Genomic DNA, 24,933 nt, shown 5'->3' on the forward strand with positions numbered 1-24,933 from the left:
CCATTCCAAATTGGAGATGGTCTTGTTAAATTTTGTTTTTTATACTATTTAGCAACGCTCATTTTCAATTTGTCTTCTACTCGAAGTGCTGGGCAATGAGACTTCATCATGTTTATACCGTCTATATTATCCTAGGAAGGAAATGGGGTTGTGTGTTGAAACCTATCATTACAAGATGTCTAATCTAACAACTAATGCAATCAATACTTGTAATAGAAGTTGGGCATTCACTGCGATGTCTGTATCTCTTGTCGTTACATTCACGCCGCGTGAATTTTCAATATAAGTGTGTTGTTTATTTACCTGGCTAGATTTTAATTTTGCATAAAGATCTTGTGTGATAGCATCTCCGGTACTACTATCTGCTATTGATATACTAATAACTAAAGCAATCGCAGCCTGAAGCGCAACTTGAATGTTCAATGCGGCTTGAGTGTCGGTTGATGATACATCCACATCACATGAATCTTTTATAACAATGGATTCAATAGAGCTTTGAAGGTTATTTACTTGTGATGATTGATCTTGTGTGACATCTGTATCAGCATTCGTATTTCCGCACATAGGGTGATCCATCGTTGGGTCTAATGCATTCCACTTGTGATGTGGTTCTGGTCTATGACAGGATTCATGATGGTGGCTTGGTTCTGAATGATGGTCGCAATGATCGCACCGACTATCACAGCGATTATCACAATGATTGTCACAACGATTATCACATAGATCTACTTTACCTCTATGAGCATGAGCTCTTTCTCTTGCTAGCAAAAAATTTTTTTGGTGATTATACATTACCATTATCTCTCCTCCTTCTTGCCGTTTACTTTATGTTATGTATTAGGTTTCAAAGAGTAAGGGTGATTGTCTTATCATAGAAACCTATTTTTAAAATAAGAGGAGATATACATAAGTTAGCCCGGATTATGCTGTTTAATCCGGGCTAGTGTTACTATATTTATAGATATATACCCTAAGCGTTGTAGGGTAAATCTGATATCAATCAATAGACTATTGGTGCCAAATTTATTCTTTTTCTTCTTTCTCTTCACGCGATAAATCCTCGACACTTTTCCTTAAGTTGTCAACCATTTTTTTAATTTGTTCTTTTTCCTTGGGGTCAATTTTACTTGGCTCTAATGTTGCCCCGTGTTTCTTTAATGTTGAATCCACAAGCATATCTATAATTGGTCTTGATGCTTTATTTTCATTACTCATTTATTCCACCTCCAGAACTTATTTTTATATAGTATATTCGTACGAAAACTGATCGTGTTAGCTAATAGTCTAGTTTTGCTTATTCTGTTGATAATAGCTACTCAATCTTAATGTGTACGTACTTTTATTTAAAAAGACCGTATCCATACAAGCAGCCACTGGAAAGTAAAATGTATTCGGGCTGCGGAGCATAAAGCAACAAAAGGGTAAACCTAGTTATCTATCTATATGTATAGGATATTGGTGGAATTAGCTAGGATTGGATGGTAAATGCCCTTACAGAAGGACGGAATAAGAATAAGGTAAATAGAGATAGATATTATATTAACAGAAAGGATGGATACAGTTGGCACTCACAGATCGTCAGACAAATCTATTGAGGTTTCTTAACCAATTGTCACAAAATATTGCTTCAAGTAGTGGGGTAAGTAATGATTTTTCACTTGATTTACCAGGATTAGATGTCGACTTCAATATCGGCGTAGGAAATGGCGATACAGATGGCGATACAGATGGTGGAACAGAAACACCTCCTCCAAGCACGCCAGGTACACCTAATACACTTCGCGACGTATTATTAGATTTGGTCAATGAAACAGTACAAGTGACGACCCCATTTGGTATGGTAACCGGAACATTAATTGCTGTAAGAGATGACTATATTGCAATTATTGAAAGTTCTGGAGATCAAGTATTAGTCCGCATGGAAAAAGTCGAATTTGTTAGTGAAATATAAGAGGAGGGATTTAGATGTTTGCAGATACTTTTGCTGCGGAACTAGCGACAAGAATTGGTTCACGTGTTGAGGTAGCTACAGATAATAATTTAATAGAAGGCATTCTCTCAACAGTTACAGATGAATTGGTGTTAGTCCTTGATGTTAGCAGTGGTTATGGAGAAAATACGAAACTATATACGTCAGTAGATGCGATTGATTTTATCCGTTTTACCGCAGTAGCGTAGGATAATTAGTTGAGTCTATAGCAAATCAAAACAGCACTTCCGTTTTGGAAGTGCTGTTTTTTTATGATTCTTCTTCTTTTTTTAGATATAGTTTTTTTGAAATTAATGTTTGAAAAACTAAGAACAGTCCACTTACTGCCCAATATAATGGCAAAGCGGCAGGGAAATTAAATGAGACAATAAAAATCATAATTGGCGAAATAAAACTAAATAACGCCATTTGTTTTTTCTGTTTTGGATCCATTCCAATTCGTGAAACCATCGCCTGCAATAAATAGATAGCTGCAGCGATAAATGGCAAAATAACATCGGTTTGCCCTAAGTTAAACCAGAGAAAGCTGTGTGTCGCAATTTCCGGAGTTCGCCGGATTGCATAGTAAAGGCCGATGAAAATTGGAACTTGAATGATCATTGGTAAACAGCCTAGAGAAGCAATTGGATTCATCTGATGTTTTTGGTAAAGTTCCATCGTTTCCTGCTGCATTTTCATTTGTGATTCTTTATCTTTTTTGTCTTTATATTTCTCCTTAATTGCATCAATTTCCGGCTTCATAACGTTCATTTTCTCACGCATCTGATTGCTGCTTTTCATTTGCTTTAACATGAAAGGCATCAATATAAGCCGAACAAGCAAAGTAATAACAATAATCGATAAGCCAAAGTTGTCATTTAACAACGAAGCGAGTACTTTAATTAACAAGGAAAAAGGATAAACGAAATAATGATCGAAAAAGCCAGGTGAATCAGCACTGATTGGATCACCATTTGCTCCTTGGCATCCCGTTAAGACGATTAATAAGGTAAAACCGATAAAGCTATATTTTGTAAGGATTGTGAATACAGATTTTCTTTCCATTGTTGTCCTCCTCGTTTTATCTTGTTTGCAGTTGATAACGAGAAGGAATGACTGTCTGTATCATCATCCGGGGCTTCTATTCGTTTCGTTTTTGTCGTGATCCAATTTTGAATTTCGGTATTCACACCGAGTTCTTCCTGCATTGGAAGTAAACGAAATTCGATCGCATGCCATTGTCTGGTAAACATTTCATTGTTTTGATTGATCTGATGTAAATTTATCGATATGCCACGATATGCACATATCATTGATAAAGCTATGCCTAGATACAAGTAAAGTGGAGAAACATCCCCTGTCAGTTGACCCAGTAATTCAATCATCTGTATTCACCTCCTTTTTATTCAACGAATATGGTGATAACTCCTATACGAATCAAAGCTGTATTTGGTTTCAAGTTTTTGTTTAGTTGTCCACTACAATTATAAAGTATTTTTTGATTAATTAACACACTTTCCAAATAGCGTCATTTATATTCGTCTAATTAAATGTAAAACAGAATCTAGGTCAAATTGAATTTATAGGCTGAAATATATCATTGCCCGTTCTTATCTCTTTTTTAAGTACATAAATTTGTAAGAAGAATATTTTAAGAATGAAAGGGGGAAAGACAACGTAACCTTCAGATAGCTTTAAGTCTATGGGGTATATGAGTTAAGGAGGTTAAGATTGATGAATAATATTATTGTCATTGAATTTATTATCTATTTTATTGTTATTATAGGAATTGGTTATGCGACAAGCCGGACAAAGATGGACCATTCTGTATTTCTTTTAGGTGGGAAAAAACTGCCTGGCTGGGTATTGGCATTTTCGGAACGAGCGACTGGTGAATCTGCATGGCTGCTATTAGGTTTTACTGGATTTGTTTTTACTACCGGACTTGCCGGAATCTGGGTTGCTGCTGGTATTGCCTTGGGAATTATTTTCGCATGGCTTTTTCTCGCACGAAAATTCATGCGGGAAACGGATAAACATAACGTCTTAACTCTGCCGGATTATTTGGCCGTTAAGTTTGGAGAAAAGGCCAACTTGATACGGTGGATTGCTAGTATTTTAATTGCCAGCTTTTTTATGTTCTATGTAGGGGCACAGCTTGCTGGGGCTGGAAAGTTGTTTTTGACAACATTTGAAATGAATGAGACGGTTGGGATCATATTGGCGACAATCGTCGTTCTCGCAATTGCTTATTTTGGTGGCTTTTTATCTGTTGTATGGACGGACATGATTCAAAGTATTATGATGTTGATCACGCTTTGTGTGCTGCCGATTATTGCACTTATTTATATCGGCACTCATGATCTGTCGATTAGTCAATCACTTGCAGATGCAGGGGATTCGTTTGATTCATGGTTTGGCGGTGCGACAGGTTTTGCTCTTGGCGTTTTGTTTTTTAATAATTTCTCCTGGTTTTTCGGTTATTTAGGCGGCCAGCCACAACTTAGTACAAGATTTATGGCGCTGAAAAATGAAAAAGAGGCAAAACAAGGTATTTCCGTTGCGATTATTTGGACGATCATGGCCTATACTGGTGCATTTCTGATTGGACTTGCGGCGATTGCAATGTATAGTCAAGGTTCGTTTGCCGATGTAGAGACGATTCTGCCACATATGATCCTTGATTTGCTGCCACCTTGGATTGCGGGATTACTGTTAGCAGGAATAATGGCGGCAATCATTACGACGGCGAATTCACAGTTGATGGTTGTCACGAGTTCAGTAAGTGAGGATATTATTCATAAGGCACTTGGAATGAATTTAACTGATAAACAATTATTATCGATCTCACGGATCATTGTACTCGTGTCAGGAATTATCGGCATGATTATTGCACTAGCCTCAGACTCCCTGTTGTATCTCATCGTCAGCTGGGCTTGGGCAGGTGTGGGCTGTACCTTGTCACCAGCAATATTAATGACCTTTTTCTGGAAACGGTATTCTGGAATTGGGGTTGTTGCAACGATTATTTCTGGGTTTGTTTTTACCGTTTTATGGATCAGCACACCATTAGATGGCATCATTACATCTAAGTTCTCAACCTTTTTTATCGCTGCATTTTTTGGGATTGTATTCAGCTTGTTGTTTCCGGATAAAAAGACTGTTAAACGATGAAACAAAATCTTGTTATAAATAGACTAGATTCTGCTTAAATGTACGGTTGTCTTGAGGAAAATACCAATACAAGTGAGGAAGCGTGCACATAGAATAAAGTATAAATCGAAACAAGACTTGTGGAAGATTTATTACAACCCATGAAACCTCCTGGGGAGAGCCAGCTGACCACTGGCTTTCTTTCTTTTAGGTTTGAATGATATAGTATAGGTAATAAGTAGAAGAAGGAGCCAGTAGTCATGAAAATAGCTTTATCATTCAGCGGTGGGAAAGATAGTTGTTTAGCATTATATCGTTTGCAACAACAAGGTTACGATGTTTCTTGTCTCATTACGACGATATGGCAAGAAAAACAGGAAACAGTCGCACACGGGGAGAAGCTTGATCAAATTGAAAAACAGGCTGAACGTATTGGGATTCCGGTTCATTTTATCAAGACAGACTTTACGGAATATACACAGGATTTTGTTCGTACGTTACAAGATTTAAAAAAGAACAATAAGATTGATAGTGTTGCATTTGGTGATATTTATTTAGAAGGACATCGTGAGTGGGGAGAGCAAGTTGCAGAAAAAGCTGGTGTAGCACCGATTTACCCATTGTGGACGGATCAACATGAGGTATTGGATCTATTAAGAGAATTTGTAGCTTCAAAGTTTCAGGCACGGGTTATCAAAGTAGATAATACAAAACTTCCGGAAAGCTGGATTGGTCGTCTTATAGATGAATCGTTTATTACTGATATTAGCAAGAAGGATGTTTGTCCGCTGGGGGAATCGGGAGAATATCATACAACGGTATTTGGCGGGCCAATCTTTAACGATCTGGTTTGAATATTATGAATCTTCTTGAAAACGGTATCGTAATGTAGTACCTTTAAACATGTAAGATCAAAATTAAATAGATTTTGTGGGGGGACCAGTTGAGCTGGTTGAGATTGTATCCGATAGATACTGACCCTTGGAACCTGATCTGGCTGAAACCAGCGTAGGGAACATCAAAGGTTGTTCAAAAAGTCCGGTAAAAATGACACATTTGAGCACGAATTAAAAGAAAAGGTAAATCTTTCTTTTTTGTATGCACCCCAGGTTTAAAAATGGTGGTGTTTTTTTATTGTCATTTTTAAACCTTTGTGCCGATCATTTTCCTAAACAATATTACAAATACATGGAGGATAGGAAATGAAGAAGCTTTTAATGTTATTAATTATGGTTACCATTCTTGTGGCATGTAACGATAACAATGAGTCAAAGAGTGCGGATCAAGATGAGAACGCCAAGCAGAAAATAAAGTTCGTTTTGGACTGGACACCAAATACGAATCATACTGGCATTTATGTTGCACAGAAAAAGGGATATTTTAATGACAAGGACTGGACGTGGAAATTATGATGCCAGGAGAAGTTGGGGCTGATCAGCTTGTCGCATCAGGAAAGGCCGATTTTGGTGTGGGTGCGCAGGAAAGTATTACAGAAGCACGTGTGCAAGGTGGCAGTGATCCAGCATAATACATCCGGTTTTGCCTCACCAAAAGAAAAAGAAATCACATCACCTAAAGACTTTGCGGGGAAAACGTATGGTGGTTGGGGTGCGCCAGTTGAGAAGGCTGTTCTTACATCCCTTATGAACCAAGAGAATGCTTCCGCTGATGAGGTGGATATTGTCAATATGGGAAACAACTAGATAGCGAAAAAGCTTTTACAAATGAATTTTTACCAAAATAGGAGGGTATTTAAGTGGCAAATGCGTTAGTTAGTGTTCAAATTATACCAAAGACAAAAAACGGGGAAGATCCGATTCCATATGTAGATGCTGCAATAGAGGTTATTGCTCAATCAGGAGTGAAATATGAGGTGAATCCACTTGAAACTACAATGGAAGGCGATTTGCCGGAACTTCTGTCAATTATCGAAAAAATGAATACTAAAATGACGGAAAGCGGGTGTGAAAGTATTATTTCACAGGTGAAAGTGTTTCATAAACCAGATGGAGCTTCAATATCTGAATTGACGGAGAAATATCGCTAATGAAAGGAATCATTAAAAAAGGATGGAAACCGGCTGTGGTTCTCCTCCTTTTGTTCAGTGCGTGGGAGCTTTTCAGTATTCTTTTTAATATACCGGATTGGCTCCTTCCTGCACCATCACAAATAATTCAAACAGGTATAGAAGGTTGGCAAGTGTATCAACATCATTTAGTCTCAACCATTACATTATCGGTTATTGGCTTTTTGATCGGAATAAGCGTTGGGATTCTTGTTGCTGTTTGTCTGCACCTTGTCCCATTTGTTCACGAAGCGTTTTTTCCATTGATGATCCTGTCACAAAATATCCCGATTATTGTGCTTGCTCCGCTCCTAGTCATTTGGTTTGCTACCTAAGATAATTGTCATTACATTGGTTTGCTTCTTTCCTATCGCTGTTGCATCATTGGATGGATTTCGGCAAACGGACCGTGATTTGCTTCATTATATGCAAATGGCCGGAGCAAACAAAAGGCAGATTTTTACCAAATTGGAAATCCCCAGTGCGTTGCCGTCTTTATTTTCTGGATTAAAAATCTCGGCAACCTACAGTGTAATGGGAGCGGTTATTTCCGAATGGCTTGGTGCGAATGAGGGAATAGGCGTCTATATGACATTGGCCTCATCATCATTTCGGACCGATCGCGTTTTTGTTGCGATATTTTTTGTCATGATTTTGAGTCTCTTGTTCTTTTCGTTGATCGCTTTGATAGAAAAAAGAATTCTTAATTGGAAATCAGAGGGGAATTGAGATGGGGAAACTAAAAATCGACAACCTAACAAAATCATATAACCAAAATGTGATATTGAACGATGTATCATTTACCGTACATGAGGGTGAATTTGTTTCCAGACTAGGACCATCTGGTAGCGGAATATATACTTAATCCATCTATATTTTATTTAGTGTCTTATCAGTCTTACCTAATACCCTGGAAATAACTAGAAACGGAACCCAATCCTCATAAAGTTTAATTTCAATATACGTTTTATCCTTATGGAACTTGTTATAAAATACTAGTTCGCAGTCATCCTTCGTTGAATATTAGTTTAGTTAAATCAAGTTAATTCCTTTTGAACACCTGAACGTCTTGCAAGAGTCTTAGAGACATATTATTTAGGGTTGGGTATAGGGGAAAATTGCCCCATTTTGTTATAGGAAATAAAAACTAGCATCATGGGTAATATATACCCTTTTTATACTATTCTGTTTATTCACATAAATAAGTATTTTACAATAATATATGAACTAGTTCCAATGAATGACCAAAAGTATACTTTTGATCACTTTTATCTATCACCTACATCTCCGAGTCCGCATAACTAATTTCATGTATCAACATAATAAGTAGCTACCATTTATTGTTAAAGGGGGAGAAATAAAATGAAAAAGAAGATTAGTTTGTTTTTTATAATTGCGGTGTTATTTCTTACACAATCTTTTTCAAGTGTTTCGGCAAATGAACTAGATTCTAGTAAAATTACAGAGGTAGATGACTATACACTTGAAACTGTTGAAGAAAACGATAACTATTATAAGATAAAGATAACTGAAGAAAAGACAGGTAATATTGAGTATCTTGAGTGGATCAATGAAGATGGGGAAGCTCGTTTTATAGCTACAGATAGTGATGGAAAGGAAACAGTTATAACTGACGAAGATATAGAGAACTCCATCGAACCAACAACTCAAGATAATACAATTGATAACACAAGTAACAAAAGTGAACCACCTATAACAACCTTTTCAAACGATGCTGGTGGTGGGGGAGGAAGTAAATGGATGCCCGCCGGAGGTTGGAGAGCATCAAGATCAGCACTATATACTAGTTTTTCTGCATGTGTAGGTGCTTTAACTGGATTTTTAACTAATGGAATAGCTAATGCAGGTGCAGCGTACCTTGTAGGAACCGTTTCGGGAATAGCAAGCAATATGGTTAGTTACGGTATTCATGATATTTGGTTTGATGCAAAAACATATTATAATGTAAATGACACATGTGAATTAAAAGATAGTGTACTAGTTTATAGATACCCTGATTATACTGGCTTTTTAGGGGCAACTACTAGACATTGGAGGAACTGTAGATGGTGACTTTTAAGGTCTAATAGTTTTTGATATTTTACTGTAGGAGGCGATGACATGACCAAAAAGAATATTTTTATTGCAATTTTTAGTGATAAGTATTCTTCATTTAAACTATTCATTGCTTTATTCTCACAACTATTCCTATTTATTATTTTTTTGGAATACCAAAATACATTTAATCCGTTGGGAATGTCATTGCTTTCTACTACAAGTATTGTGATCATTTACACATGGTTAAAAATATTTTTTTATGATAATGTAAATAAGAAAAAGGAAACCAGCCGATTGGTTATGTATATTATCGTATTTATTTTATCAGTGTGTCTTGCCATCTTTCATGTATAATTTCCTGAGGATAAAACTAATTATTTGCTAAAGAAAAAACGGGATATACCCTGAAACTGCAAGGTAACTGAAATTTTCCCTGCAATCTTTGTCATTCATTGTGACATGTTACCAGTTACCTTCATTTAATTTAATCACTTCTTCTGGATTCATTAACCATTCCGTCCATGTATCTCCATCATCATCAATTAAACTGATTCCTTTTTGTGTGATACAACCTTTGCGATTACATGATCTTCTATATCATTTTCTCCACCCAAATCATTATAGGTAACAAGTCTAAACGGGACGAAAGGGGCTATTAGCTATACGCCTCAGTCTCCATCTCTGTTGCCTTGGCGAAGTATTTTGAAAAATGTGTTGCTTGGTGCCGAAATAGCTGGGAGGGGAAATGAAGCGGATGCGATGCGGATGATCGAACGCGCTGGGCTAAAGGGGTACGAGCATGCATATCCACATGAACTTTCCGGGGGAATGCAACAGCGTGCAGCTTTTATCCGCAGCTTGCTAAGTCCACAATCGATCATTTGTTTAGATGAGCCATTTTCAGCATTAGACGAATTTACTCGATTGGCGATGCAATAGTGGATGTTATCGATCTGGGAGGAAGACATACGCTCTATTTTATTTGTGACACATAGCATGGAGGAAGCCATTTATCTTTCTGATCGGGTAATTGTGTTAACTGATAAACCCGCAACAGTGAAAAAAGAAATTTCTATCCCATACTCACGTCCTAGAAAAGAAGAAATCCTGTTGTCAGAGGAATTTTTGCAATGGAAAAGGCTAATCTATCGGGAACTAGGTGAGTAATATGGAAAATCAGATTATCGATGCACATATACATTTGGACATGTACGATGAACCAGATCGAAATAAGTTGTTAAAGGAACTGAAGCACCATCATGTTGCTGCGTTAATTGCTGTATCGAGTCATTTGCAATCCGCCGAAATGAATCTAGAACTTTCCCGGATTGATGAACGAATCAAACCTGCCATTGGTTATCACCCGGAACAGGAACCACCGTCAGACTACATATTGGAGCAAATTAAAGCGTTCATGCATAGACATCAGGAGGAGATGGTTGCTGTTGGGGAAGTTGGATTGCCATATTATTCACGGCAAAAAAATCCCAAGCTTCAAGTAGATCCTTATCTGGAGATCTTGGAATTGTTTATTCAACAAGTTGTGACGTTAGATAAGCCGATTGTTTTGCATGCTGTATATGATGATGCTCCACTTGTCTGTGATTTGTTGGAAAAGCATTCAGTGAAAAAAGCTCATTTTCACTGGTTTAAAGGTGATTATAAAACAATTGAGCGTATGCAGCAAAATGGTTATTACATATCCATTACGCCGGATGTATTGTATGAAAAGGAAATCCAGCAGCTTGTTAAACGTTACCCTTTATCGAACATGATGGTAGAGACGGATGGCCCTTGGCAGTTCAAGGGGCCTTTCATGGGTGAAATTACAAATCCAAAAATGATTCATAAATCCATAGCAAAAATTGCGAAGTTGAAGGGATTAAATTTAGAGGAGGTTTATTGTCGTTTATATGAAAATACGACCGAATTTTACCTCTGTTAAAGCCAAAGAAGATAGGTGTGCCTTTTCTGACATACCTGCCACTTATTTTTGGGCAAAGATTGTTTCTTGCCAGCGCTGATAGACATAAAGCACTAGAGAAATGAAAAACATAACAAGAAAGTATTGCCATTCTGAAATGGTATGCATGGTTGCGACACCAATCACTCTAAGAATGTTCATCCCAGCAAAGCCCATAAAAAGATCAAAAACAATGTTGGTTAAAACAAACACCCAAAGCTTTCCATATGTAAAATAAAAAATCCAAAATGTTCCCATCATAAATAAGCCATAAGCAAAGCTAGTATCTGTTATGTATCCCCAAGGGAAAAGGTATTCATGAATCGTCCACCAGTTATATGCGTGGGCAATTTCAAAAATAATGGTCATAATAAGCCCGGTTAAAATAGTTACAGGCATGAACTTTTTGAGGCTGTATTTGTTGGCCCAAATTAGTGTTAACCAAGGTAGTATAAAAGCTAGGATTAAAGCGATTTTTAACATATGTATTTTCTCCTATTTCTTAAGATAGGTTTAGCTTGCTTTAATTGTGACGAAATATGTAATGCCAGTCCTAAATAATTGAAGTCTGATTTTTCATGTAAAAGAGATACCCAATAAAGAGGGGATATGATAAAATGAATCCCATATTGTTTGGTTAGCGGATAGATTCATTCTTAAAAACTTTAAGAAACTTTAAGAAGGAGCTTAGGCCGATGTTATTCGATACTCATTTACTTCCAAACTAAATCCAAAAAAATGGAGGTAAATATATTTATGCGAAAAGCACTTTTGTTAATCTATGATGGTTTTGCTGATTTTGAGGTTAATTTGTTAAGCTTTTTTCTGAAAGATAAGGGTTATCAGGTTGAGACATTTACAATTGATACAGAAAAGAGGCTTATCATTGGTGAATCAGGATTTCTCATTCAACCTCACACTGTCATCGCCAATATAGACGATGTGGGGGCGTATGATGTATTGGGAATTCCAGGTGGGCCAATTTTTGATGTCATGCATGATCAGGCATTACTAAAGCTTGTCCGTCAATTTTATGAGAAAGATAAATGGCTAGCCGCAATTTGTGCAGGAACCGCATTATTAGCTGAAGCAAATGTGATGGCAGGTATCCATTTTTCAACGTCATTAAGCGAAGATGAGGAAGATGTCAGGCACATACATGATTGGAATGTTAAACAAGAAGCGGATGTAATAGTGGACCAGAACATCATTACTGCCAAAGGATCGGCTTATGTGGAATTTGCCGTTCAGGTTATTAAAGTTCTAGAACTTTTTGAGCCTGGTGAAGTTAATGAGACACTTGCTTATTTTAAGAACCAACTTTAACTATTAAGAGTTGTATGATTATTAGGCTCATACAACTCTTTTTGTGCTTATTTTTCCAAAAACGTACTTGGCATAACAACCGCCACAACTTCTCCTTTGGCACAAACCTTCCCGTTTGCAAATACCTCCGTATGTACCTTCCATTTCTTCGGATGGACTTCTTCAATTGTTCCAACTGCTTTTAACGGTGTGTCATGTGGTGTAGGTTTAATAAAGTCAACGTGTAATGAGCCTGTTACAAATCGTGGCGGTTCCACACCATCACCAGGTTCATGCCCGTTTTTTCGATGTAATGCTAGGGAAGCTGAACCAGTCCCATGGCAATCAATTATCGAAGCGATTAAACCGCCGTAAACAAAACCTGGTAATGCTGTATGTTCTGGTCGTGGTGTATAAATTGTGACGGTATTTTCGCCGTCCCATCCGGTTCGGAAGTGGTAGCCATCATCATTCAATCTTCCACAACCATAACACCATGAGAAGTCTTCTGGGTATTCATCTTGGACTGCCTTTTTCACTGAATCTGTCATTATTACTCCCCCTTTTCAGAAAAGTATATCATAAAATCATTCAATGAAATAGGTTACTGTCTTATACAACCGAAAGGCATCTATCATAGGTTAGTAGTGTACCTATCAAGGAAAGGGGCTTTTTATATGAGACATCAACATGGACCACACTGCGGGTGCCCTAAACAAATTGTGCATCCGGTAAAGCATAATTGTGTTCATCATTGCACGGAAAGTGTGGTAGAACACGTTCATCCTTCTCATACAACCGTTATGAATCATCATTTAGTAAAAAATAAACATGTATTTCCACATTCTACGTCAATACAAAATACAGAGGACTGTGTGGATGAATATGGTGGATCTTTTAATTATCCACCACAAACTTCTCCGGGATTTGGACCAGGAAACCAAGTTGCGGGCGCAATGTCCCCGGGTAATTTCGGAATGGAGCAAGGAAATAATCAAATTGCAGGTGCAATGAACCATGGCAATCCAAGCATGGGACACTGTGGTCAACCACCAATGGGGATGGATAACTGGAAAAAACCGAATAAATGGTGTTAATCTTAAAAGGAGTTGGCATTCGATTGCCGACTCCTTTTAAGATTCGAGGTTGATCGGTATAGTCAGCCCCGTCCGGCTCAGGTGGAAAGGATGCTTTTGTTCGGAAAGAGAGGCAATATAAATGAAAGTTTTAACTGTAACAGGGTATAAACCAATGGAATTAAATATATTTAAAGAAGATGATCATCGGATATCGTTCATTAAGGCGGCAATTGAAAAGCGATTAATATCATTTATTGAGGATGGGCTGGAATGGGTTCTGCTTTCGGGTCAAATGGGTGTTGAAATGTGGACAGGGCAGGTTGTATTAGATTTAAAAGAAACGTATGATATTAAACTAGCCCTCATTCCTCCGTTTGAAAATCAAGCAACCCGTTGGCCAGAGCCGATACAACAGGCATATCAGGAACTTACTTTGACTGCAGATTTCTATAAACCCCTTTACGTTGGCGATTATAAAGGTGCCTTTCAGTTCAAGGCTAAAAATAAATGGCTTATTAATAAAAGTGATGGATGCCTCATTTTAATGGATGAGGAATTTCCTGGGAGCGGACGTTTCTTATATCAAGAAGCAACGGAATCGAATAATTATTCTATTTACCTAATCACTCCAGCTGATTTGGACGATATCGTCGAAGAATTAAGAATGGCGGATCCAGATTATTGGACGTGAGGTTAATAGGTCATTCATTTAACTGGAAAAATTGCTGCAATTGCATGGACTGAATCCGGCTGGTCGACTATTAAATCAAACAAAAGGCCGTTACATTTAGTAAACGGCCTTTCCGTAATTTAGCTTTTTACCATAAATAATCCAGCATTTCATTTTTAAATAAATTGGTATCGATCGTACATTTGTCTGACTCAATTGCATATTGCCAACCGTAGAGTAAGGCATCATCCGGTCCTTGGGGTTTATATTCTGGAGCATTTTCTTTTGTGGTGATTTTTTCTTGTGGATATGCGGTCCAAATAACTGTATTTTCCTTAGTCTTCGATTCTGTAGCGTTATAAGCCTTCACAATGGCGCTTCCTTTATCAAAAACTCCATATAATCCAGGTTTATAAGCGGATTCGGTAAGTGTATCAGACCAACCCTGCATAAATGCGGAATCGATGGGAAATTTTGGTTCGATATCGCCGAAAATAGCGACACCATCTGGAATTTCGAGTTTTTGAGCTAGGTCGATTGCTTGCTTAGCTTCTTCAACACCGTGATCATAGCCCGTAGCATCTGTAAAATGGTTGTATATAACGAGAATTCGTATATCTTTTTCATGTAAAAATTTAGCCTCGTCAGAACTTAAACCTGTGGAGACATCTTCCTTATCGCCTATATATCTACCCCAAACTTCAGGCTGACCAAAGTTATCCTTTACACATTGATAAACATCTTTACCAGCACTGTTTGCGGAGTCTATGCCCCAGTAAAGTTTTTTCTCATCATCTGAATTGGAATCAGTTGGCTCGCTATCAAAAATAAATACATTTAAAATTATTGGAATGGCTATAACGAATGCTAATCCAAGGATCAAATAAATTAGTTGTTTGTTTAGCAACGTATTAAAAATCCTCCTTTCGTACCTACTGCAGTATATTGAAAGAAAGTTTGGCCCGTGTAGGCAAGATGGTGCTATAGACATAGAACCTAAAAGGCTAATTAATATCGTTGCATTCGCTACTTAGCCAAAGCAAGTGTATAATGAGTGGAAGAATGTTAAAAAATACACCAAAATTCGTGTTTATTCGAGCTTGGATTTGGTATGATAAGGAAAGCTTTTGTTATTTTATACAAAAGAAGTATAATGGGTTAGGGCTTTTTACAAAATGGAGGGTTAAACGTGTTTAATAAAAAACCAGACAAGTTTTCACTTTACCTAGTCGACTTCGCCAAGCATTTAAATGAAGCAGTGGACTATTTTGTTCATTATAAGGTAAAAGATACTGAAACATTAAAGGAATTTGCAGGGAACATTAAGCGACGTGAATCAGAAGCAGATGATAAGGTACATGAGATCATTAAAGATTTAAATCAGGCCTTTATTACACCAATTGAGCGGGAGGACATTCTCCAATTAACCATGAATCTAGATGATATCATGGACGGCATGGAGGAATTTTCCGCTACGATGGATATTTATCATATTTTATCTTCAAATGATTATATGGACCAATTTACCGACTACATATTGAAATGCTCGCAAGAAATTTTAATTTCCACAGAATTAATTGCCAACAACCAATTGAAAGAAGTGGAACCACACGCAATAAAAATTAAAGACTATGAAAGCAACTGTGACGATCTCTATCGTGAATCCTTAAGAAGCCTGTTTCAATTAGAAAAAGATCCAATTAAAGTAATCCAGTACAAAGAAATTTATGAAATACTGGAAGAAATTGCCGATTATTGTCAAAACGTAGCAAGCACATTGCAAAGTATCATAATGAAAAACGCTTAAAGAGGGATTTAAATGGACTTTCTATTTGTAACTGTAATTCTAATTGTAGTTTTTGCACTTATTTTTGATTTTATCAATGGATTTCATGATACGGCCAATGCGATAGCTACATCTGTTTCTACAAAAGCGTTGACCCCAAGAAGGGCAATCATTTTGGCGGCAGTGATGAACTTTTTGGGGGCTTTGACTTTTACTGGGGTTGCTCAAACGATCACAAGCGAAATCACAAACCCGTTTGACTTGGAAAATGGGACAACTGTCATTTTAGCGGCATTGATTGCGGCGATTGTCTGGAATTTGGTTACCTGGTATGCAGGAATTCCAAGTAGTTCCTCCCATGCCATCATTGGCGCGATAACTGGTGCAGTCATTGTTTCAGCAGGGTATTCAGCCATTCGCTTCAATGGATTCACATCGATTCTCGAAGGGCTGTTCTTTTCCCCAGTTCTAGCTTTTGTTATTGGTTTTATTTTGTATAGTATTATTAAAGTCATTTTTAAGAACAGCAACTTAGCAAAAACGAACCGACGCTTTCGTATGGTGCAAGTTCTGACAGCAGCTGTACAGTCTTATGCGCATGGTACCAACGATGCGCAAAAATCAATGGGGATCATAACCATGGCGTTAATTGTTGGTGGAATGCATACAACTACCGATATTCCATTTTGGGTTCAAGTGTCCTGTGCTACCGCAATGGCACTTGGAACTTCCGTTGGCGGATGGAGGATCATTAAGACAGTCGGCGGTAAGATTATGAAAATCCGGCCGGTTAATGGTGTTTCTGCTGATTTAACTGGTGCGGCTGTCATTTTTGGAGCAACGTTGATTCATTTACCTGTCAGCACAACCCATGTTATTTCGTCTAGTATTTTGGGTGTTGGGGCATCCCATCGTGTAAAAGGAGTGAACTGGGGCGTTGCAAAGCGAATGATTGTGACGTGGGTTATTACACTACCGATAACTGCAGCGCTTGGCGGGATTATTTATTATATCTTAGAGTTATTTTTATAGTATATTAAAACGTTTGGTTACAGCATCATAACCAAACGTTTTTTGTTCCGTTTTATGAAGGGTACAAGGAAAAACTCGCCCCGCTATAGACGAGGTGAACACCTAGTTTTTCTGAAAAAAATGCCTAAAAACATGAGATTAATCATCTTTCAAAGCTTGATTGGCAAGCATTTGGATTACCATGTCATCCATTGGTGGGTTATGAAGTCCTGCTCTCACATCACGGTAATATTGCTCAAATCGATTACTTTTGGCGAGACCCTTTCCGCCAGCAATCCGCATTGCTAGGTCGACCACTTCATTGGCGGTATTTGTTGTGACTGTCTTGACAGCAGCCAGTTCGGAGCCAAGTGAATCTCGTTCTTCCGGGTTGTCATCCCATTTTTCAGCAATACGATACATGAAATGACGTGCTTGCATTAATTTTAAATCCATTTCGCCGATTTTTTGTTTTACATGTGGTACTTCTGAAATCGTTGTGTCTAAGCTGTTCGGCTGATAACTTTTAGCAAAAGCTATCGCCTCATTACGTGCAGCAATCGCAATTCCTGAATAACAGGCGGGAATATGCAATAACCAGCCTTTTGGTGAAGGTTTTTTAGGACCGTTTGTCAGTTCTACTAATAATTCTTCGGATAATTTTACATCTGTTAAAACAATATCATCACTACCTGTTCCCCGCATTCCAAGTGTATCCCATGTATGTTCAACACGTACTCCAGGGGTTTCTTTACTAATTAAAAACCAACCAACCGCTTCTTTATCTTCAACGTAAGTGGAGACAATATAATAATCTAAAACATCAGCCATTGTTGCAAAAGACTTTCTACCATTGACAATGTAATGATTACCATCACGAACAGCGCGTGTCTCCGGAACACCACCACGAGTTGGACTGCCGGTTGCAGGTTCAGTTGCAACACGATTCAGTACTTTTTTATTTTCACCGATTTCTTTTGCGATCATCGCAAATTTGTCTTGGGACCATAAATTTTGTTCACTTAACTCCATGACAATTCCCATATGCCAGCCAATAGATAAAGCCGTTGAACCGTCGCCAGCTGCAAGTCTTTCTTGTAGGAGAATCAATTCGTAAAGTGATATTTCTTGCCCGCCATATTCTTTTGGAAGCGGTAGGGATACGTAATTTTCCTGTTTTAAATCGGTTAGGTTTTCTAATGGAAATGTGGCATTTCTTTCTGCCTTAGGGACTCGCTGCTCTACTTGCTTTGCTATTTTGTCCGCTTTTGAAAATAAGTCATGTTGCCGTTTGCTTTTCAGAAAGGGTTTAAATAGATCTGACACAATTTTTCACCTCTTATTAAAATTGGTTACAATATAAATCATAGTAAATTTATCAGAATTAGTCCAATTAAAAATCATTGTGTTGGTGGTTTTCCATTGGCTCATTTGTTAGTATCTATAGTGGAGAGGAGCAATGTGTATGCGGCTGATTCGTGCTGGAATTCATTTTTATTGTGCTGGTATTATAATTTTAACGCTTGGTATCGCATTAACGATCCAATCTACATTAGGTGCTTCCCCGTTTGACTCGTTACTTGTCGGCTTACACCATACATTTGGTTTAACGGTTGGCAGTTGGGAAATTGTTGTCGGGCTAACCATGGTTATTGGCAACGCGTTAGCGGAAAAAAGAAGGCCAGAATACGTTGCTTTAGTAACATCATTGGTTACTGGAGTTGGTATCGACTCTTGGTTGTTTGCCCTAGGAGAGTTGGTTGTTCCAAGCACATGGGTTGGTCAGTCGGTTTGTTTAGTGGTAGGTATTATTTTTATTGGAATGGGTGTCGCAGCTTATTTGCAATCAAATTTTGCTCCGAATCCAATGGACCGTTCCATGCTTGTTCTATCAAGAATGACGGGCTGGAGTGTTACTTATTCGCGCGCGTTAATTAGTGTTATCCTAGTAATTTTAGCTTATTTCTTTGATGGAGCTATTGGCATCGGAACATTAATTAATGCATTGTTTTCGGGAGTGATTATTAGCTTCTTTTTACCATATGTCAAGACAATCAAAAAGGCGATTCATAAGCAAGGAGAACATCTTGCTTCTTAACAGGTTTCACGAATAGATCCTACATATCTCCAAAAACTAATCCTATCGATGAAAAGGAGGAGAATGTAATGAGTGGAAAACCAAAAGGACCGAAACAGCAGGAACAACCAAACTTGCCGAAAAGCCCGAAGCAACCATATGGCGAACCGCTTGATGGTTCCCACAAAGTAAAGAACCGCAACCACTCACGGCAAAAAAACGACGCAAACCACGACATGTAAGGGACAAGGGGGACAGCACCTTGTCCCCGTTGTTTTGGGTCAGAGTGGGACATGGGGACAGGTTTCTTGTCCAAGTTAGGGCAAATATTTCTATTTAAGTGGTAGGGTATATGTTATATTATTAGAATATAATGAATAGTTGTGGTGTAACCGTTATAATAAAAGAAATGGAGGTGTTCCTTCGTTTGCAATGGGAGCATTTATAAATTTACTACTATACATAATTGGTTTATTTGTTCTATATCTCATTATTCAAGCTGCTGTCAGAAATGCCATTGATAATTCTGAGGTTGGGAAGATCATTAGGGAAAAATATCGTAATCATGATGGTAATGATAATAATAATGACATAAAACCGTTTATGGGTGATGATTTAGATAAAGATTATTGATGGGGGGAGAATTACGTGAACTTTAAAGAATTCGGCGTAATCCTATTTGTTGAACGATATGAAGCAAGTGTGGAATTTTATCGTGATGTATTGGGGTTAGAAGTTAGAAGTCAAAAGGATATCCTGACAACCTTTAACATTCCTAATGGCTATTTAATGGTTGAAAAGGGCGGAGTTGGTTCTGAAAATGAGAAGGAACGGAACGAAAATCCGGTCGTGCTAAGATTCGATGTTGACTCGCTGGAAACTGAAGTTGCTACGCTTGAAAAACGAGGCGTAAATTTTGTACATAGACAGCGTGCATTTTATTGGGGGACGATTGCGGTAATTTTAGATCCTGATGGAAATCGGATTGAATTGGGAGAGATAAACAGTAACAGTGGATCATACGTCAAATAAATTGGAGAGGGATTATGAACGTAATAACAAGTGATGGTGTTAGGTTATATGTTGAGAAAAGCGGCCAGGGTGATCCTTGTATTTATCTACATGGCGGTCCTGGTTATTGGAGCAAATCCTTTCAATACTTTTCGGAGAATCTTTTGGAAGATGCACTGGAAATGATTTACCTGGATCAACGAGGATGCGGGCGATCGGAATTGGCTAGGGGGAAAAATTACAGTTTAGCACGATTAATTGATGACATAGAAGAAGTGAGGAAGGATTTAGGAATTGAAGCATGGTATGTGATGGGGCATTCATTTGGCGGGATTCTTGCGGTCAATTATGCTCATACATATCCCTCAAGAACGAAAGGATTAATTTTATCCAATGTCACACTTAATATGAAAAAAATCCTTTTGCCACCAAATCAGGAAAGGTCGTGAAATATTAGGAATAACATCAGAAGATATTTCAGCCGATCGACAATCACTATTGATACAGTTTCAGAATGTTCTTGAGAAATTAATTCGGACAGGGAAATACTACAAACTGCAATATCTGGATATTCACAATAGGCATCAAATGGATAAATTAGATAAAGAATTAGGTACGGACACATCTTTCCAACAATACATATTTAATTCAGAGGAATATTTTCAGGACTTTGCGCTTGCCACAGAAAATCTTGACCTTCCTGTATTAGTTCTGACTGGAAAACATGATCATGCTGTTGGCCCCGATCATCATGATACATTCAAGTTACAGCAATTGTTATTCAGGGGAAAGAGTTAAAGCCAGGTTTATTAATGAAAAAGAAGTGAGTGGAATGAAAAGAATTCATGATCGCCTTTTTGGTCAGTGTTACTATGCTTATCTGTATTATTCCAAGGATTTGACGATATTTTTGGTAAATATAGTCATAAGTTTTAATTTCCATTCGGTTCATAATAAAAATGAAGCTGTTTAACGAATGGAGGAATCTTTCATGCCGAAAAAGCAAAACAAGGTTGATCCTAAAGACAGTAGTAAAATCGCTGAGAAAAATTATGACCCATCTTATTATCAGGGAAAAACGCAATTTGAAAAGGGAATTGCAGAAACACATGAACAAGCCACTGATGATTATGTGGAAGGAACAATTGACCAGAAATTAGATTAATGATGATGGGGGATCTGTTTAGGGTCTCCCTCTTTTTAATGTCATAAATTTTTTCAAGAATTGCACTCTCTGGGGTATTTACCATAGACTATATTGTATTAAAAGTAATTAAGCCGATCTGGAACTGATTCGTTTTTAAAGTTTCGTAATAAGATTAGCAAACTCAACTCACATAACAGTAATTAACGAACCACCATAAATGTAATTGTACAGTTCGTCAACAACTGGAGGGGAAAATATGGCCGTTGTAAAGGCTACGGAAAAAGATATCGACCTTTTAGCACGATTGCTTAGAGCAGAGGCTGAAGGTGAAGGCCAACTTGGTATGTTGCTCGTTGGTAACGTTGGAATAAACCGAGTAAGAGTAGATTGTTCCGATTTTACACAGGTACGAACCATCCCAGAAATGGTTTATCAACCACATGCATTTGAGGCTGTTACACATGGATATTTCTACCAACGACCACGAGAAAGTGAAAGACGTTTAGCTCGCAAGGTGATCAATGGAAAAAGATATTGGCCTGCTAAATACAGCTTATGGTACTTTAGGCCACCAGGCGATTGCCCAGCCAATTGGTATGGTCAGCCCCTAGTGGATAGGTATAAGCTTCACTGTTTTTATGAACCAACAGGAGAAGAATGTGAAGGCGTTTATAGCACATTTTAAGCTGGGACATGGGGACAGGTTTCTTGTCCCATTTACACAAAATTAAATTTCAAGACTTAAATGAGGCCAATGTAAATAAGGAAGTGACTGTAAGATAAAACAGTCACTTCTTATTATGATTAAAAATCGTGAACTTGCACCCTCTGTTAGACAAGTTGTAATGTGTTGATGATGTATTCAGCAACTTCCTCTTCATCAAAATCATCAATCATTACCCTTGAATGATGATCAGCATATGTATTTTTACGTTCATAAAATAAGGATTTAATTTCTTCCATAGTCTTACCTTGCAAAACCGGGCGACTATCCACTAACATACCTAGTCGGGTTTTCCACGAATCCCAGGTAATGTCCAAGTGGAAGACGATGCAGTTTGCAAGACATGCATCTCTTATTTCCTTTTGCATGAATGCGCCGCCACCTAATGAGATAATTTTATTTTTTTGCGTTGAATAGTAAATAACAGTTTCTTTTTCCTTTTTCCGAAATGCTTTTTCACCAATTGTATTAAAAATCTCTGTTGTCGGCATTTGGTATTCTTTTTCTATTTTTTCGTCAATGTCGATGAAGTTACGGGATAGTTTGCTTGCGATCAATTTACCGACAGTTGTTTTTCCCACTCCCATAAAACCTACCAAAACAATACTTTTTTCTTTGAGCGGGATTTTATTATTTTTCATTGGAAAGCACCCTTTGATTATTAGTGAAAATATAATAGTTTTAATGATTATAATATACAGGGATGATTCTGTCCAAAGCGTAACAGGTTATAAATTATTTTACATTCTTTAACTGAGAAAATTTTGACAATGCCGTATCCCAATTAACAGCTTCCTCATTATGAACTGCATGCAATAATTCATGAAACACCGGCTGTAATCCATAAAAATTTTTAACCCTATCGTATAACGATTCTACAGATTCTGAACCATTATAATAGGACAAAACATTTCTCGTGAAAGTTGGACCAATATCCCAATAGAACCCGGCAAAATCAAAAGCTGGATCACCCAATTGTGCATCGGTAAAGTCAATAATTCCATTTATTAGCCCTTTTTGATTGTCATAGATAATGTTTGAGGCACCAAGATCCCCATGTATTATAGATTTTTGGAATAATTGTTTCGGATATAAATCAATAAATCCGGAAAAAGTTTGATGGATTTCTTGCTGCTGTATTTTGTTTAAAAAGGGGAAGATGTCCTCTTTTACTGATGTATAAAGATCGTTCCAGTAGTCATAAATTTGCACCGACTGAAAATTACCCACCTTATTTTTAACACAATGCAATTCACTTAAAAATTCGCCTATTACTTTTGCATTTTTAGTCTTATTTTGCAAGTTCCTTGGTCCATATTCTTTTAACGAAGTCCCGTGTATATATTTATAATATACACATTTTAGTTGGTTTCTATCGTCATATAGTGTTTTATAATTGGGAACTGCCACAGCGGATTTAACCCTATTCAATTCGGTCATTAACTTTGCCTCACTCTGTACTTTTCTAGCAATATCGTTGTTTTTCGGAAAACGGAAAACGATATCTTCATTAATAACAATAATATCATTGTCCCACCCGGTTTGATTGAACTGTATATGGTTTATTTTTAGCTCCGGTATCGCATTTTTAATGAAGTTAATCATTTCTTTTTCGGTCATCACAATAATCCTCTCACATGAATTACTTCAGATTCTACCATATTAAAGGATAATTAACTTGTTAAATAGAATGTTATTAAATGGAGGTGCATCATGGAAATTCGCAAACTAAAATCATATGAATCACCACCAATGGACTTATTACTTTTGGCTGATCCATCACGGAAAATGATAGAGGAATATTTAACGAGTGGGCATTGTTATGTCGCTATTATTGAAAAGGCAATGGTGGGAGTTTATGTAATGACCGTAACAAATCCTGAGACAGTCGAAATAGCTAATGTAGCTGTAATGGAAGGAAAACAAGGCAAGGGTATTGGGAAAATGTTGGTCACACATGCGATAAATAATGCAAGAACACAGGGTTTTATAAAAATAGAGATAGGAACAGGAAATTCAAGTATAGGGCAGCTAGCACTTTATCAAAAATGCGGCTTTAGGATTGCAGGAATTTCAAAAGACTTTTTCACAGTGAACTATCCGGAGAAAATAATTGAGAATAGTATTATTTGCAGAGACATGATTCGGCTGGCAATGGATTTGCGGGTGTAAAGTAAGGAGTTGATCAACGAATGGCGTACTTTTTTATCGGTTTAGTTATACTTGTTGTTATTATATCTCTGTACAAAAGAATAAAGGGAAAAAATCACAAGGTGAAGCATATACACCCACAAGTGACCTCTACAGGGAGCGAACAAATAGCTTCTCAGACAATAAACCTACTGTGGAAACAACGAGGAAAGCTCCGTATGAAGAAAATGATATTGAATAAGTTCAAAGAGGGAAGATAGGTTTTATTACTAATTTCTCGTGGTAACAATCGAATTTACCTAGGGGAATTATCTTTAAAATAGAAGGGTGCTGAGAATATGGAAATTGAAGATTTTACAGTTGCGCAATTTAGAGTTGCCAGACCAACCGATAAATTTGAGGAGATAATCAATTTTTATGAAAACGGAATTGGGTTGCCCCGTCTAACTGACTTTTCTGGCCACCGGGGATACAAAGGGGTAATATATGGACTTCCAGGTTCTTCTTATCATCTTGAATTTACTACACATGAAAGTGGTAGTCCGTGCCCTGCCCCAACCGAAGATAACTTACTGGTTTTGTATATTCCAGATAAAGCCCAAGTTGATAAAATTGCTGCTAGACTGTTTCGCATGGGATACGAAGAAGTGGCGCCGGAAAATCCATACTGGGAAGAGGAAGGCATCACTATTGAAGATCCTGATGGTTGGAGGGTTGTGTTAATGAATACGAATGGAATATAAATTTGAAGTAATAGTTTGTAT

The 24,933-nt window shown here is 37.5% G+C and carries 34 protein-coding genes, 3 pseudogenes and 1 riboswitch; of the genes and pseudogenes, 27 read left to right on the forward strand and 10 right to left on the reverse strand.

The window, feature by feature from the left end:
* Nucleotides 1–168: 168 nt before the first annotated feature.
* The gene (locus ACW2QC_RS16700) at nt 169–576 is read right to left on the reverse strand and encodes a spore coat protein (RefSeq protein WP_457545126.1); all 408 of its coding nucleotides are present in this window, start codon (nt 574–576) and stop codon (nt 169–171) included.
* Between the two features lie 447 nt (nt 577–1,023).
* Nucleotides 1,024–1,215 carry a hypothetical protein gene (locus ACW2QC_RS16705; protein WP_457545081.1) on the reverse strand — a complete coding sequence of 64 codons (192 nt, stop codon included), beginning with the start codon at nt 1,213–1,215 and terminating at the stop codon, nt 1,024–1,026.
* 346 nt (nt 1,216–1,561) lie between these two features.
* Here ACW2QC_RS16705 and ACW2QC_RS16710 point away from each other — a divergent pair, with 346 nt between their 5' ends.
* Nucleotides 1,562–1,951: a DUF2642 domain-containing protein gene (locus tag ACW2QC_RS16710; protein WP_457545082.1), complete on the forward strand. Its 390-nt coding sequence runs from the start codon at nt 1,562–1,564 to the stop codon at nt 1,949–1,951.
* A gap of 14 nt (nt 1,952–1,965) precedes the next feature.
* Nucleotides 1,966–2,178, forward strand: a complete 213-nt coding sequence (locus ACW2QC_RS16715) for a hypothetical protein (protein WP_457545083.1) — start codon at nt 1,966–1,968, stop codon at nt 2,176–2,178.
* A gap of 61 nt (nt 2,179–2,239) precedes the next feature.
* On the opposite strand, the gene yidC is transcribed toward ACW2QC_RS16715, so the two are convergent.
* Together yidC and ACW2QC_RS16725 are read right to left on the reverse strand one after the other, a co-directional pair.
* On the reverse strand, nt 2,240–3,034 hold the full coding sequence (gene yidC / locus ACW2QC_RS16720; RefSeq protein ID WP_457545084.1) for a membrane protein insertase YidC: 795 nt from the start codon (nt 3,032–3,034) through the stop codon (nt 2,240–2,242).
* Nucleotides 2,971–3,354 (reverse strand): hypothetical protein, encoded by a 384-nt coding sequence (locus ACW2QC_RS16725; RefSeq protein ID WP_457545085.1) that lies wholly within the window; start codon nt 3,352–3,354, stop codon nt 2,971–2,973. The genes yidC and ACW2QC_RS16725 overlap by 64 nt, the downstream gene beginning before the upstream one ends.
* 349 nt (nt 3,355–3,703) lie before the next feature.
* Between ACW2QC_RS16725 and ACW2QC_RS16730 the strand changes: the two genes are divergently transcribed.
* The 10 genes and pseudogenes from ACW2QC_RS16730 to ACW2QC_RS16775 all read left to right on the forward strand — a co-directional run bounded on the left by ACW2QC_RS16730 (nt 3,704) and on the right by ACW2QC_RS16775 (nt 11,190).
* On the forward strand, nt 3,704–5,143 hold the full coding sequence (locus ACW2QC_RS16730; protein WP_457545086.1) for a sodium/proline symporter: 1,440 nt from the start codon (nt 3,704–3,706) through the stop codon (nt 5,141–5,143).
* Nucleotides 5,144–5,382: 239 nt separating this feature from the next.
* Nucleotides 5,383–5,976 (forward strand): Dph6-related ATP pyrophosphatase, encoded by a 594-nt coding sequence (locus ACW2QC_RS16735; protein WP_457545087.1) that lies wholly within the window; start codon nt 5,383–5,385, stop codon nt 5,974–5,976.
* Nucleotides 5,977–6,044: 68 nt separating this feature from the next.
* Nucleotides 6,045–6,154, forward strand: a riboswitch (TPP riboswitch).
* A gap of 170 nt (nt 6,155–6,324) precedes the next feature.
* Nucleotides 6,325–6,819, forward strand: a pseudogene (locus ACW2QC_RS16740) (ABC transporter substrate-binding protein); the annotation flags it as partial.
* 59 nt (nt 6,820–6,878) lie between these two features.
* The gene (locus ACW2QC_RS16745; RefSeq protein WP_457545088.1) at nt 6,879–7,169 is read left to right on the forward strand and encodes a thiamine-binding protein; all 291 of its coding nucleotides are present in this window, start codon (nt 6,879–6,881) and stop codon (nt 7,167–7,169) included.
* A pseudogene (locus tag ACW2QC_RS16750) lies at nt 7,169–7,916 on the forward strand (ABC transporter permease). The gene ACW2QC_RS16745 and the pseudogene ACW2QC_RS16750 overlap by 1 nt, the downstream one beginning before the upstream one ends.
* A 1-nt stretch (nt 7,917) precedes the next feature.
* A complete protein-coding gene (locus ACW2QC_RS16755) occupies nt 7,918–8,052 on the forward strand; it encodes a hypothetical protein (RefSeq protein ID WP_457545089.1) in 135 nt (44 codons plus the stop codon).
* 497 nt (nt 8,053–8,549) lie between these two features.
* Nucleotides 8,550–9,260: a hypothetical protein gene (locus ACW2QC_RS16760; RefSeq protein ID WP_457545090.1), complete on the forward strand. Its 711-nt coding sequence runs from the start codon at nt 8,550–8,552 to the stop codon at nt 9,258–9,260.
* A 48-nt stretch (nt 9,261–9,308) separates the two neighbouring features.
* Nucleotides 9,309–9,599 (forward strand): hypothetical protein, encoded by a 291-nt coding sequence (locus tag ACW2QC_RS16765; RefSeq protein WP_457545091.1) that lies wholly within the window; start codon nt 9,309–9,311, stop codon nt 9,597–9,599.
* 279 nt (nt 9,600–9,878) lie between these two features.
* Nucleotides 9,879–10,412: pseudogene (locus tag ACW2QC_RS16770) on the forward strand (ABC transporter ATP-binding protein); the annotation flags it as partial.
* 1 nt (nt 10,413) lies between these two features.
* Entirely contained in the window at nt 10,414–11,190 is a 777-nt protein-coding gene (locus ACW2QC_RS16775; RefSeq protein WP_457545092.1) for a TatD family hydrolase, read from the forward strand.
* A gap of 42 nt (nt 11,191–11,232) precedes the next feature.
* Here the strand turns inward: ACW2QC_RS16775 and ACW2QC_RS16780 are convergent, their stop codons facing one another.
* Nucleotides 11,233–11,691: a hypothetical protein gene (locus ACW2QC_RS16780; protein WP_457545093.1), complete on the reverse strand. Its 459-nt coding sequence runs from the start codon at nt 11,689–11,691 to the stop codon at nt 11,233–11,235.
* Between the two features lie 273 nt (nt 11,692–11,964).
* Between ACW2QC_RS16780 and ACW2QC_RS16785 the strand changes: the two genes are divergently transcribed.
* Nucleotides 11,965–12,534 (forward strand): DJ-1/PfpI family protein, encoded by a 570-nt coding sequence (locus ACW2QC_RS16785; protein ID WP_457545094.1) that lies wholly within the window; start codon nt 11,965–11,967, stop codon nt 12,532–12,534.
* 47 nt (nt 12,535–12,581) lie between these two features.
* On the opposite strand, the gene ACW2QC_RS16790 is transcribed toward ACW2QC_RS16785, so the two are convergent.
* A complete protein-coding gene (locus tag ACW2QC_RS16790) occupies nt 12,582–13,064 on the reverse strand; it encodes a PaaI family thioesterase (RefSeq protein WP_457545095.1) in 483 nt (160 codons plus the stop codon).
* Between the two features lie 126 nt (nt 13,065–13,190).
* Here ACW2QC_RS16790 and ACW2QC_RS16795 point away from each other — a divergent pair, with 126 nt between their 5' ends.
* Nucleotides 13,191–13,610, forward strand: a complete 420-nt coding sequence (locus ACW2QC_RS16795; protein WP_457545096.1) for a CotD family spore coat protein — start codon at nt 13,191–13,193, stop codon at nt 13,608–13,610.
* 121 nt (nt 13,611–13,731) lie between these two features.
* Nucleotides 13,732–14,283, forward strand: coding sequence for an SLOG family protein (locus ACW2QC_RS16800; RefSeq protein ID WP_457545097.1), 552 nt, complete (start codon nt 13,732–13,734; stop codon nt 14,281–14,283).
* A 127-nt stretch (nt 14,284–14,410) separates the two neighbouring features.
* On the opposite strand, the gene ACW2QC_RS16805 is transcribed toward ACW2QC_RS16800, so the two are convergent.
* Nucleotides 14,411–15,169, reverse strand: coding sequence for a glycoside hydrolase domain-containing protein (locus ACW2QC_RS16805; RefSeq protein ID WP_457545098.1), 759 nt, complete (start codon nt 15,167–15,169; stop codon nt 14,411–14,413).
* Nucleotides 15,170–15,451: 282 nt separating this feature from the next.
* On the opposite strand from ACW2QC_RS16805, the gene ACW2QC_RS16810 reads away from it, so the two are divergent.
* Together ACW2QC_RS16810 and ACW2QC_RS16815 are read left to right on the forward strand one after the other, a co-directional pair.
* Nucleotides 15,452–16,069, forward strand: coding sequence for a DUF47 domain-containing protein (locus tag ACW2QC_RS16810; protein WP_457545099.1), 618 nt, complete (start codon nt 15,452–15,454; stop codon nt 16,067–16,069).
* Between the two features lie 12 nt (nt 16,070–16,081).
* Complete coding sequence (locus ACW2QC_RS16815; RefSeq protein WP_457545100.1) at nt 16,082–17,080, forward strand: anion permease; 999 nt, start codon at nt 16,082–16,084, stop codon at nt 17,078–17,080.
* Between the two features lie 138 nt (nt 17,081–17,218).
* Here ACW2QC_RS16815 and ACW2QC_RS16820 read toward each other — a convergent pair whose 3' ends face one another.
* Nucleotides 17,219–18,385 carry an acyl-CoA dehydrogenase family protein gene (locus ACW2QC_RS16820; RefSeq protein ID WP_457545101.1) on the reverse strand — a complete coding sequence of 389 codons (1,167 nt, stop codon included), beginning with the start codon at nt 18,383–18,385 and terminating at the stop codon, nt 17,219–17,221.
* A 139-nt stretch (nt 18,386–18,524) separates the two neighbouring features.
* Between ACW2QC_RS16820 and ACW2QC_RS16825 the strand changes: the two genes are divergently transcribed.
* The 8 genes from ACW2QC_RS16825 to ACW2QC_RS16860 all read left to right on the forward strand — a co-directional run bounded on the left by ACW2QC_RS16825 (nt 18,525) and on the right by ACW2QC_RS16860 (nt 21,979).
* Nucleotides 18,525–19,157 (forward strand): YczE/YyaS/YitT family protein, encoded by a 633-nt coding sequence (locus ACW2QC_RS16825; protein ID WP_457545102.1) that lies wholly within the window; start codon nt 18,525–18,527, stop codon nt 19,155–19,157.
* Nucleotides 19,158–19,225: 68 nt separating this feature from the next.
* On the forward strand, nt 19,226–19,378 hold the full coding sequence (locus ACW2QC_RS16830; protein WP_106498234.1) for a small acid-soluble spore protein P: 153 nt from the start codon (nt 19,226–19,228) through the stop codon (nt 19,376–19,378).
* 190 nt (nt 19,379–19,568) lie between these two features.
* The gene (locus ACW2QC_RS16835; RefSeq protein WP_457545103.1) at nt 19,569–19,769 is read left to right on the forward strand and encodes a hypothetical protein; all 201 of its coding nucleotides are present in this window, start codon (nt 19,569–19,571) and stop codon (nt 19,767–19,769) included.
* A gap of 15 nt (nt 19,770–19,784) precedes the next feature.
* The gene (locus ACW2QC_RS16840) at nt 19,785–20,168 is read left to right on the forward strand and encodes a VOC family protein (protein WP_457545104.1); all 384 of its coding nucleotides are present in this window, start codon (nt 19,785–19,787) and stop codon (nt 20,166–20,168) included.
* 14 nt (nt 20,169–20,182) lie between these two features.
* Nucleotides 20,183–20,596: an alpha/beta fold hydrolase gene (locus ACW2QC_RS16845; protein WP_457545105.1), complete on the forward strand. Its 414-nt coding sequence runs from the start codon at nt 20,183–20,185 to the stop codon at nt 20,594–20,596.
* Nucleotides 20,597–20,735: 139 nt separating this feature from the next.
* The gene (locus tag ACW2QC_RS16850; protein ID WP_457545106.1) at nt 20,736–20,945 is read left to right on the forward strand and encodes a hypothetical protein; all 210 of its coding nucleotides are present in this window, start codon (nt 20,736–20,738) and stop codon (nt 20,943–20,945) included.
* 193 nt (nt 20,946–21,138) lie between these two features.
* Nucleotides 21,139–21,312, forward strand: a complete 174-nt coding sequence (locus tag ACW2QC_RS16855; RefSeq protein WP_457545107.1) for a DUF4025 domain-containing protein — start codon at nt 21,139–21,141, stop codon at nt 21,310–21,312.
* 238 nt (nt 21,313–21,550) lie between these two features.
* Nucleotides 21,551–21,979: a cell wall hydrolase gene (locus tag ACW2QC_RS16860; protein WP_457545108.1), complete on the forward strand. Its 429-nt coding sequence runs from the start codon at nt 21,551–21,553 to the stop codon at nt 21,977–21,979.
* A gap of 146 nt (nt 21,980–22,125) precedes the next feature.
* On the opposite strand, the gene ACW2QC_RS16865 is transcribed toward ACW2QC_RS16860, so the two are convergent.
* On the reverse strand, nt 22,126–22,659 hold the full coding sequence (locus ACW2QC_RS16865) for a shikimate kinase (RefSeq protein WP_457545109.1): 534 nt from the start codon (nt 22,657–22,659) through the stop codon (nt 22,126–22,128).
* Nucleotides 22,660–22,753: 94 nt separating this feature from the next.
* Nucleotides 22,754–23,638 (reverse strand): aminoglycoside phosphotransferase family protein, encoded by an 885-nt coding sequence (locus tag ACW2QC_RS16870; protein ID WP_457545110.1) that lies wholly within the window; start codon nt 23,636–23,638, stop codon nt 22,754–22,756.
* A gap of 93 nt (nt 23,639–23,731) precedes the next feature.
* On the opposite strand from ACW2QC_RS16870, the gene ACW2QC_RS16875 reads away from it, so the two are divergent.
* Both ACW2QC_RS16875 and ACW2QC_RS16880 read left to right on the forward strand, forming a co-directional pair.
* Entirely contained in the window at nt 23,732–24,190 is a 459-nt protein-coding gene (locus tag ACW2QC_RS16875) for a GNAT family N-acetyltransferase (RefSeq protein WP_457545111.1), read from the forward strand.
* Nucleotides 24,191–24,507: 317 nt separating this feature from the next.
* Nucleotides 24,508–24,912, forward strand: coding sequence for a VOC family protein (locus tag ACW2QC_RS16880; protein ID WP_457545112.1), 405 nt, complete (start codon nt 24,508–24,510; stop codon nt 24,910–24,912).
* The last annotated feature ends 21 nt before the right edge of the window (nt 24,913–24,933 follow it).

Source organism: Virgibacillus sp. FSP13, from assembly GCF_054048505.1.

Bases quoted from the DNA above. Each gene is read 5' to 3' on its own strand.
- ACW2QC_RS16700 (WP_457545126.1), bottom strand. From the start codon at position 576: ATGGATCACCCTATGTGCGGAAATACGAATGCTGATACAGATGTCACA.
- ACW2QC_RS16705 (WP_457545081.1), bottom strand. From the start codon at position 1,215: ATGAGTAATGAAAATAAAGCATCAAGACCAATTATAGATATGCTTGTG.
- ACW2QC_RS16715 (WP_457545083.1), top strand. From the start codon at position 1,966: ATGTTTGCAGATACTTTTGCTGCGGAACTAGCGACAAGAATTGGTTCA.
- yidC (WP_457545084.1), bottom strand. From the start codon at position 3,034: ATGGAAAGAAAATCTGTATTCACAATCCTTACAAAATATAGCTTTATC.
- ACW2QC_RS16725 (WP_457545085.1), bottom strand. From the start codon at position 3,354: ATGATTGAATTACTGGGTCAACTGACAGGGGATGTTTCTCCACTTTAC.
- ACW2QC_RS16730 (WP_457545086.1), top strand. From the start codon at position 3,704: ATGAATAATATTATTGTCATTGAATTTATTATCTATTTTATTGTTATT.
- ACW2QC_RS16735 (WP_457545087.1), top strand. From the start codon at position 5,383: ATGAAAATAGCTTTATCATTCAGCGGTGGGAAAGATAGTTGTTTAGCA.
- ACW2QC_RS16755 (WP_457545089.1), top strand. From the start codon at position 7,918: ATGGGGAAACTAAAAATCGACAACCTAACAAAATCATATAACCAAAAT.
- ACW2QC_RS16760 (WP_457545090.1), top strand. From the start codon at position 8,550: ATGAAAAAGAAGATTAGTTTGTTTTTTATAATTGCGGTGTTATTTCTT.
- ACW2QC_RS16765 (WP_457545091.1), top strand. From the start codon at position 9,309: ATGACCAAAAAGAATATTTTTATTGCAATTTTTAGTGATAAGTATTCT.
- ACW2QC_RS16775 (WP_457545092.1), top strand. From the start codon at position 10,414: ATGGAAAATCAGATTATCGATGCACATATACATTTGGACATGTACGAT.
- ACW2QC_RS16780 (WP_457545093.1), bottom strand. From the start codon at position 11,691: ATGTTAAAAATCGCTTTAATCCTAGCTTTTATACTACCTTGGTTAACA.
- ACW2QC_RS16785 (WP_457545094.1), top strand. From the start codon at position 11,965: ATGCGAAAAGCACTTTTGTTAATCTATGATGGTTTTGCTGATTTTGAG.
- ACW2QC_RS16790 (WP_457545095.1), bottom strand. From the start codon at position 13,064: ATGACAGATTCAGTGAAAAAGGCAGTCCAAGATGAATACCCAGAAGAC.
- ACW2QC_RS16795 (WP_457545096.1), top strand. From the start codon at position 13,191: ATGAGACATCAACATGGACCACACTGCGGGTGCCCTAAACAAATTGTG.
- ACW2QC_RS16800 (WP_457545097.1), top strand. From the start codon at position 13,732: ATGAAAGTTTTAACTGTAACAGGGTATAAACCAATGGAATTAAATATA.
- ACW2QC_RS16815 (WP_457545100.1), top strand. From the start codon at position 16,082: ATGGACTTTCTATTTGTAACTGTAATTCTAATTGTAGTTTTTGCACTT.
- ACW2QC_RS16825 (WP_457545102.1), top strand. From the start codon at position 18,525: ATGCGGCTGATTCGTGCTGGAATTCATTTTTATTGTGCTGGTATTATA.
- ACW2QC_RS16830 (WP_106498234.1), top strand. From the start codon at position 19,226: ATGAGTGGAAAACCAAAAGGACCGAAACAGCAGGAACAACCAAACTTG.
- ACW2QC_RS16835 (WP_457545103.1), top strand. From the start codon at position 19,569: ATGGGAGCATTTATAAATTTACTACTATACATAATTGGTTTATTTGTT.
- ACW2QC_RS16845 (WP_457545105.1), top strand. From the start codon at position 20,183: ATGAACGTAATAACAAGTGATGGTGTTAGGTTATATGTTGAGAAAAGC.
- ACW2QC_RS16850 (WP_457545106.1), top strand. From the start codon at position 20,736: ATGGATAAATTAGATAAAGAATTAGGTACGGACACATCTTTCCAACAA.
- ACW2QC_RS16855 (WP_457545107.1), top strand. From the start codon at position 21,139: ATGCCGAAAAAGCAAAACAAGGTTGATCCTAAAGACAGTAGTAAAATC.
- ACW2QC_RS16860 (WP_457545108.1), top strand. From the start codon at position 21,551: ATGGCCGTTGTAAAGGCTACGGAAAAAGATATCGACCTTTTAGCACGA.
- ACW2QC_RS16865 (WP_457545109.1), bottom strand. From the start codon at position 22,659: ATGAAAAATAATAAAATCCCGCTCAAAGAAAAAAGTATTGTTTTGGTA.
- ACW2QC_RS16870 (WP_457545110.1), bottom strand. From the start codon at position 23,638: ATGACCGAAAAAGAAATGATTAACTTCATTAAAAATGCGATACCGGAG.
- ACW2QC_RS16875 (WP_457545111.1), top strand. From the start codon at position 23,732: ATGGAAATTCGCAAACTAAAATCATATGAATCACCACCAATGGACTTA.
- ACW2QC_RS16880 (WP_457545112.1), top strand. From the start codon at position 24,508: ATGGAAATTGAAGATTTTACAGTTGCGCAATTTAGAGTTGCCAGACCA.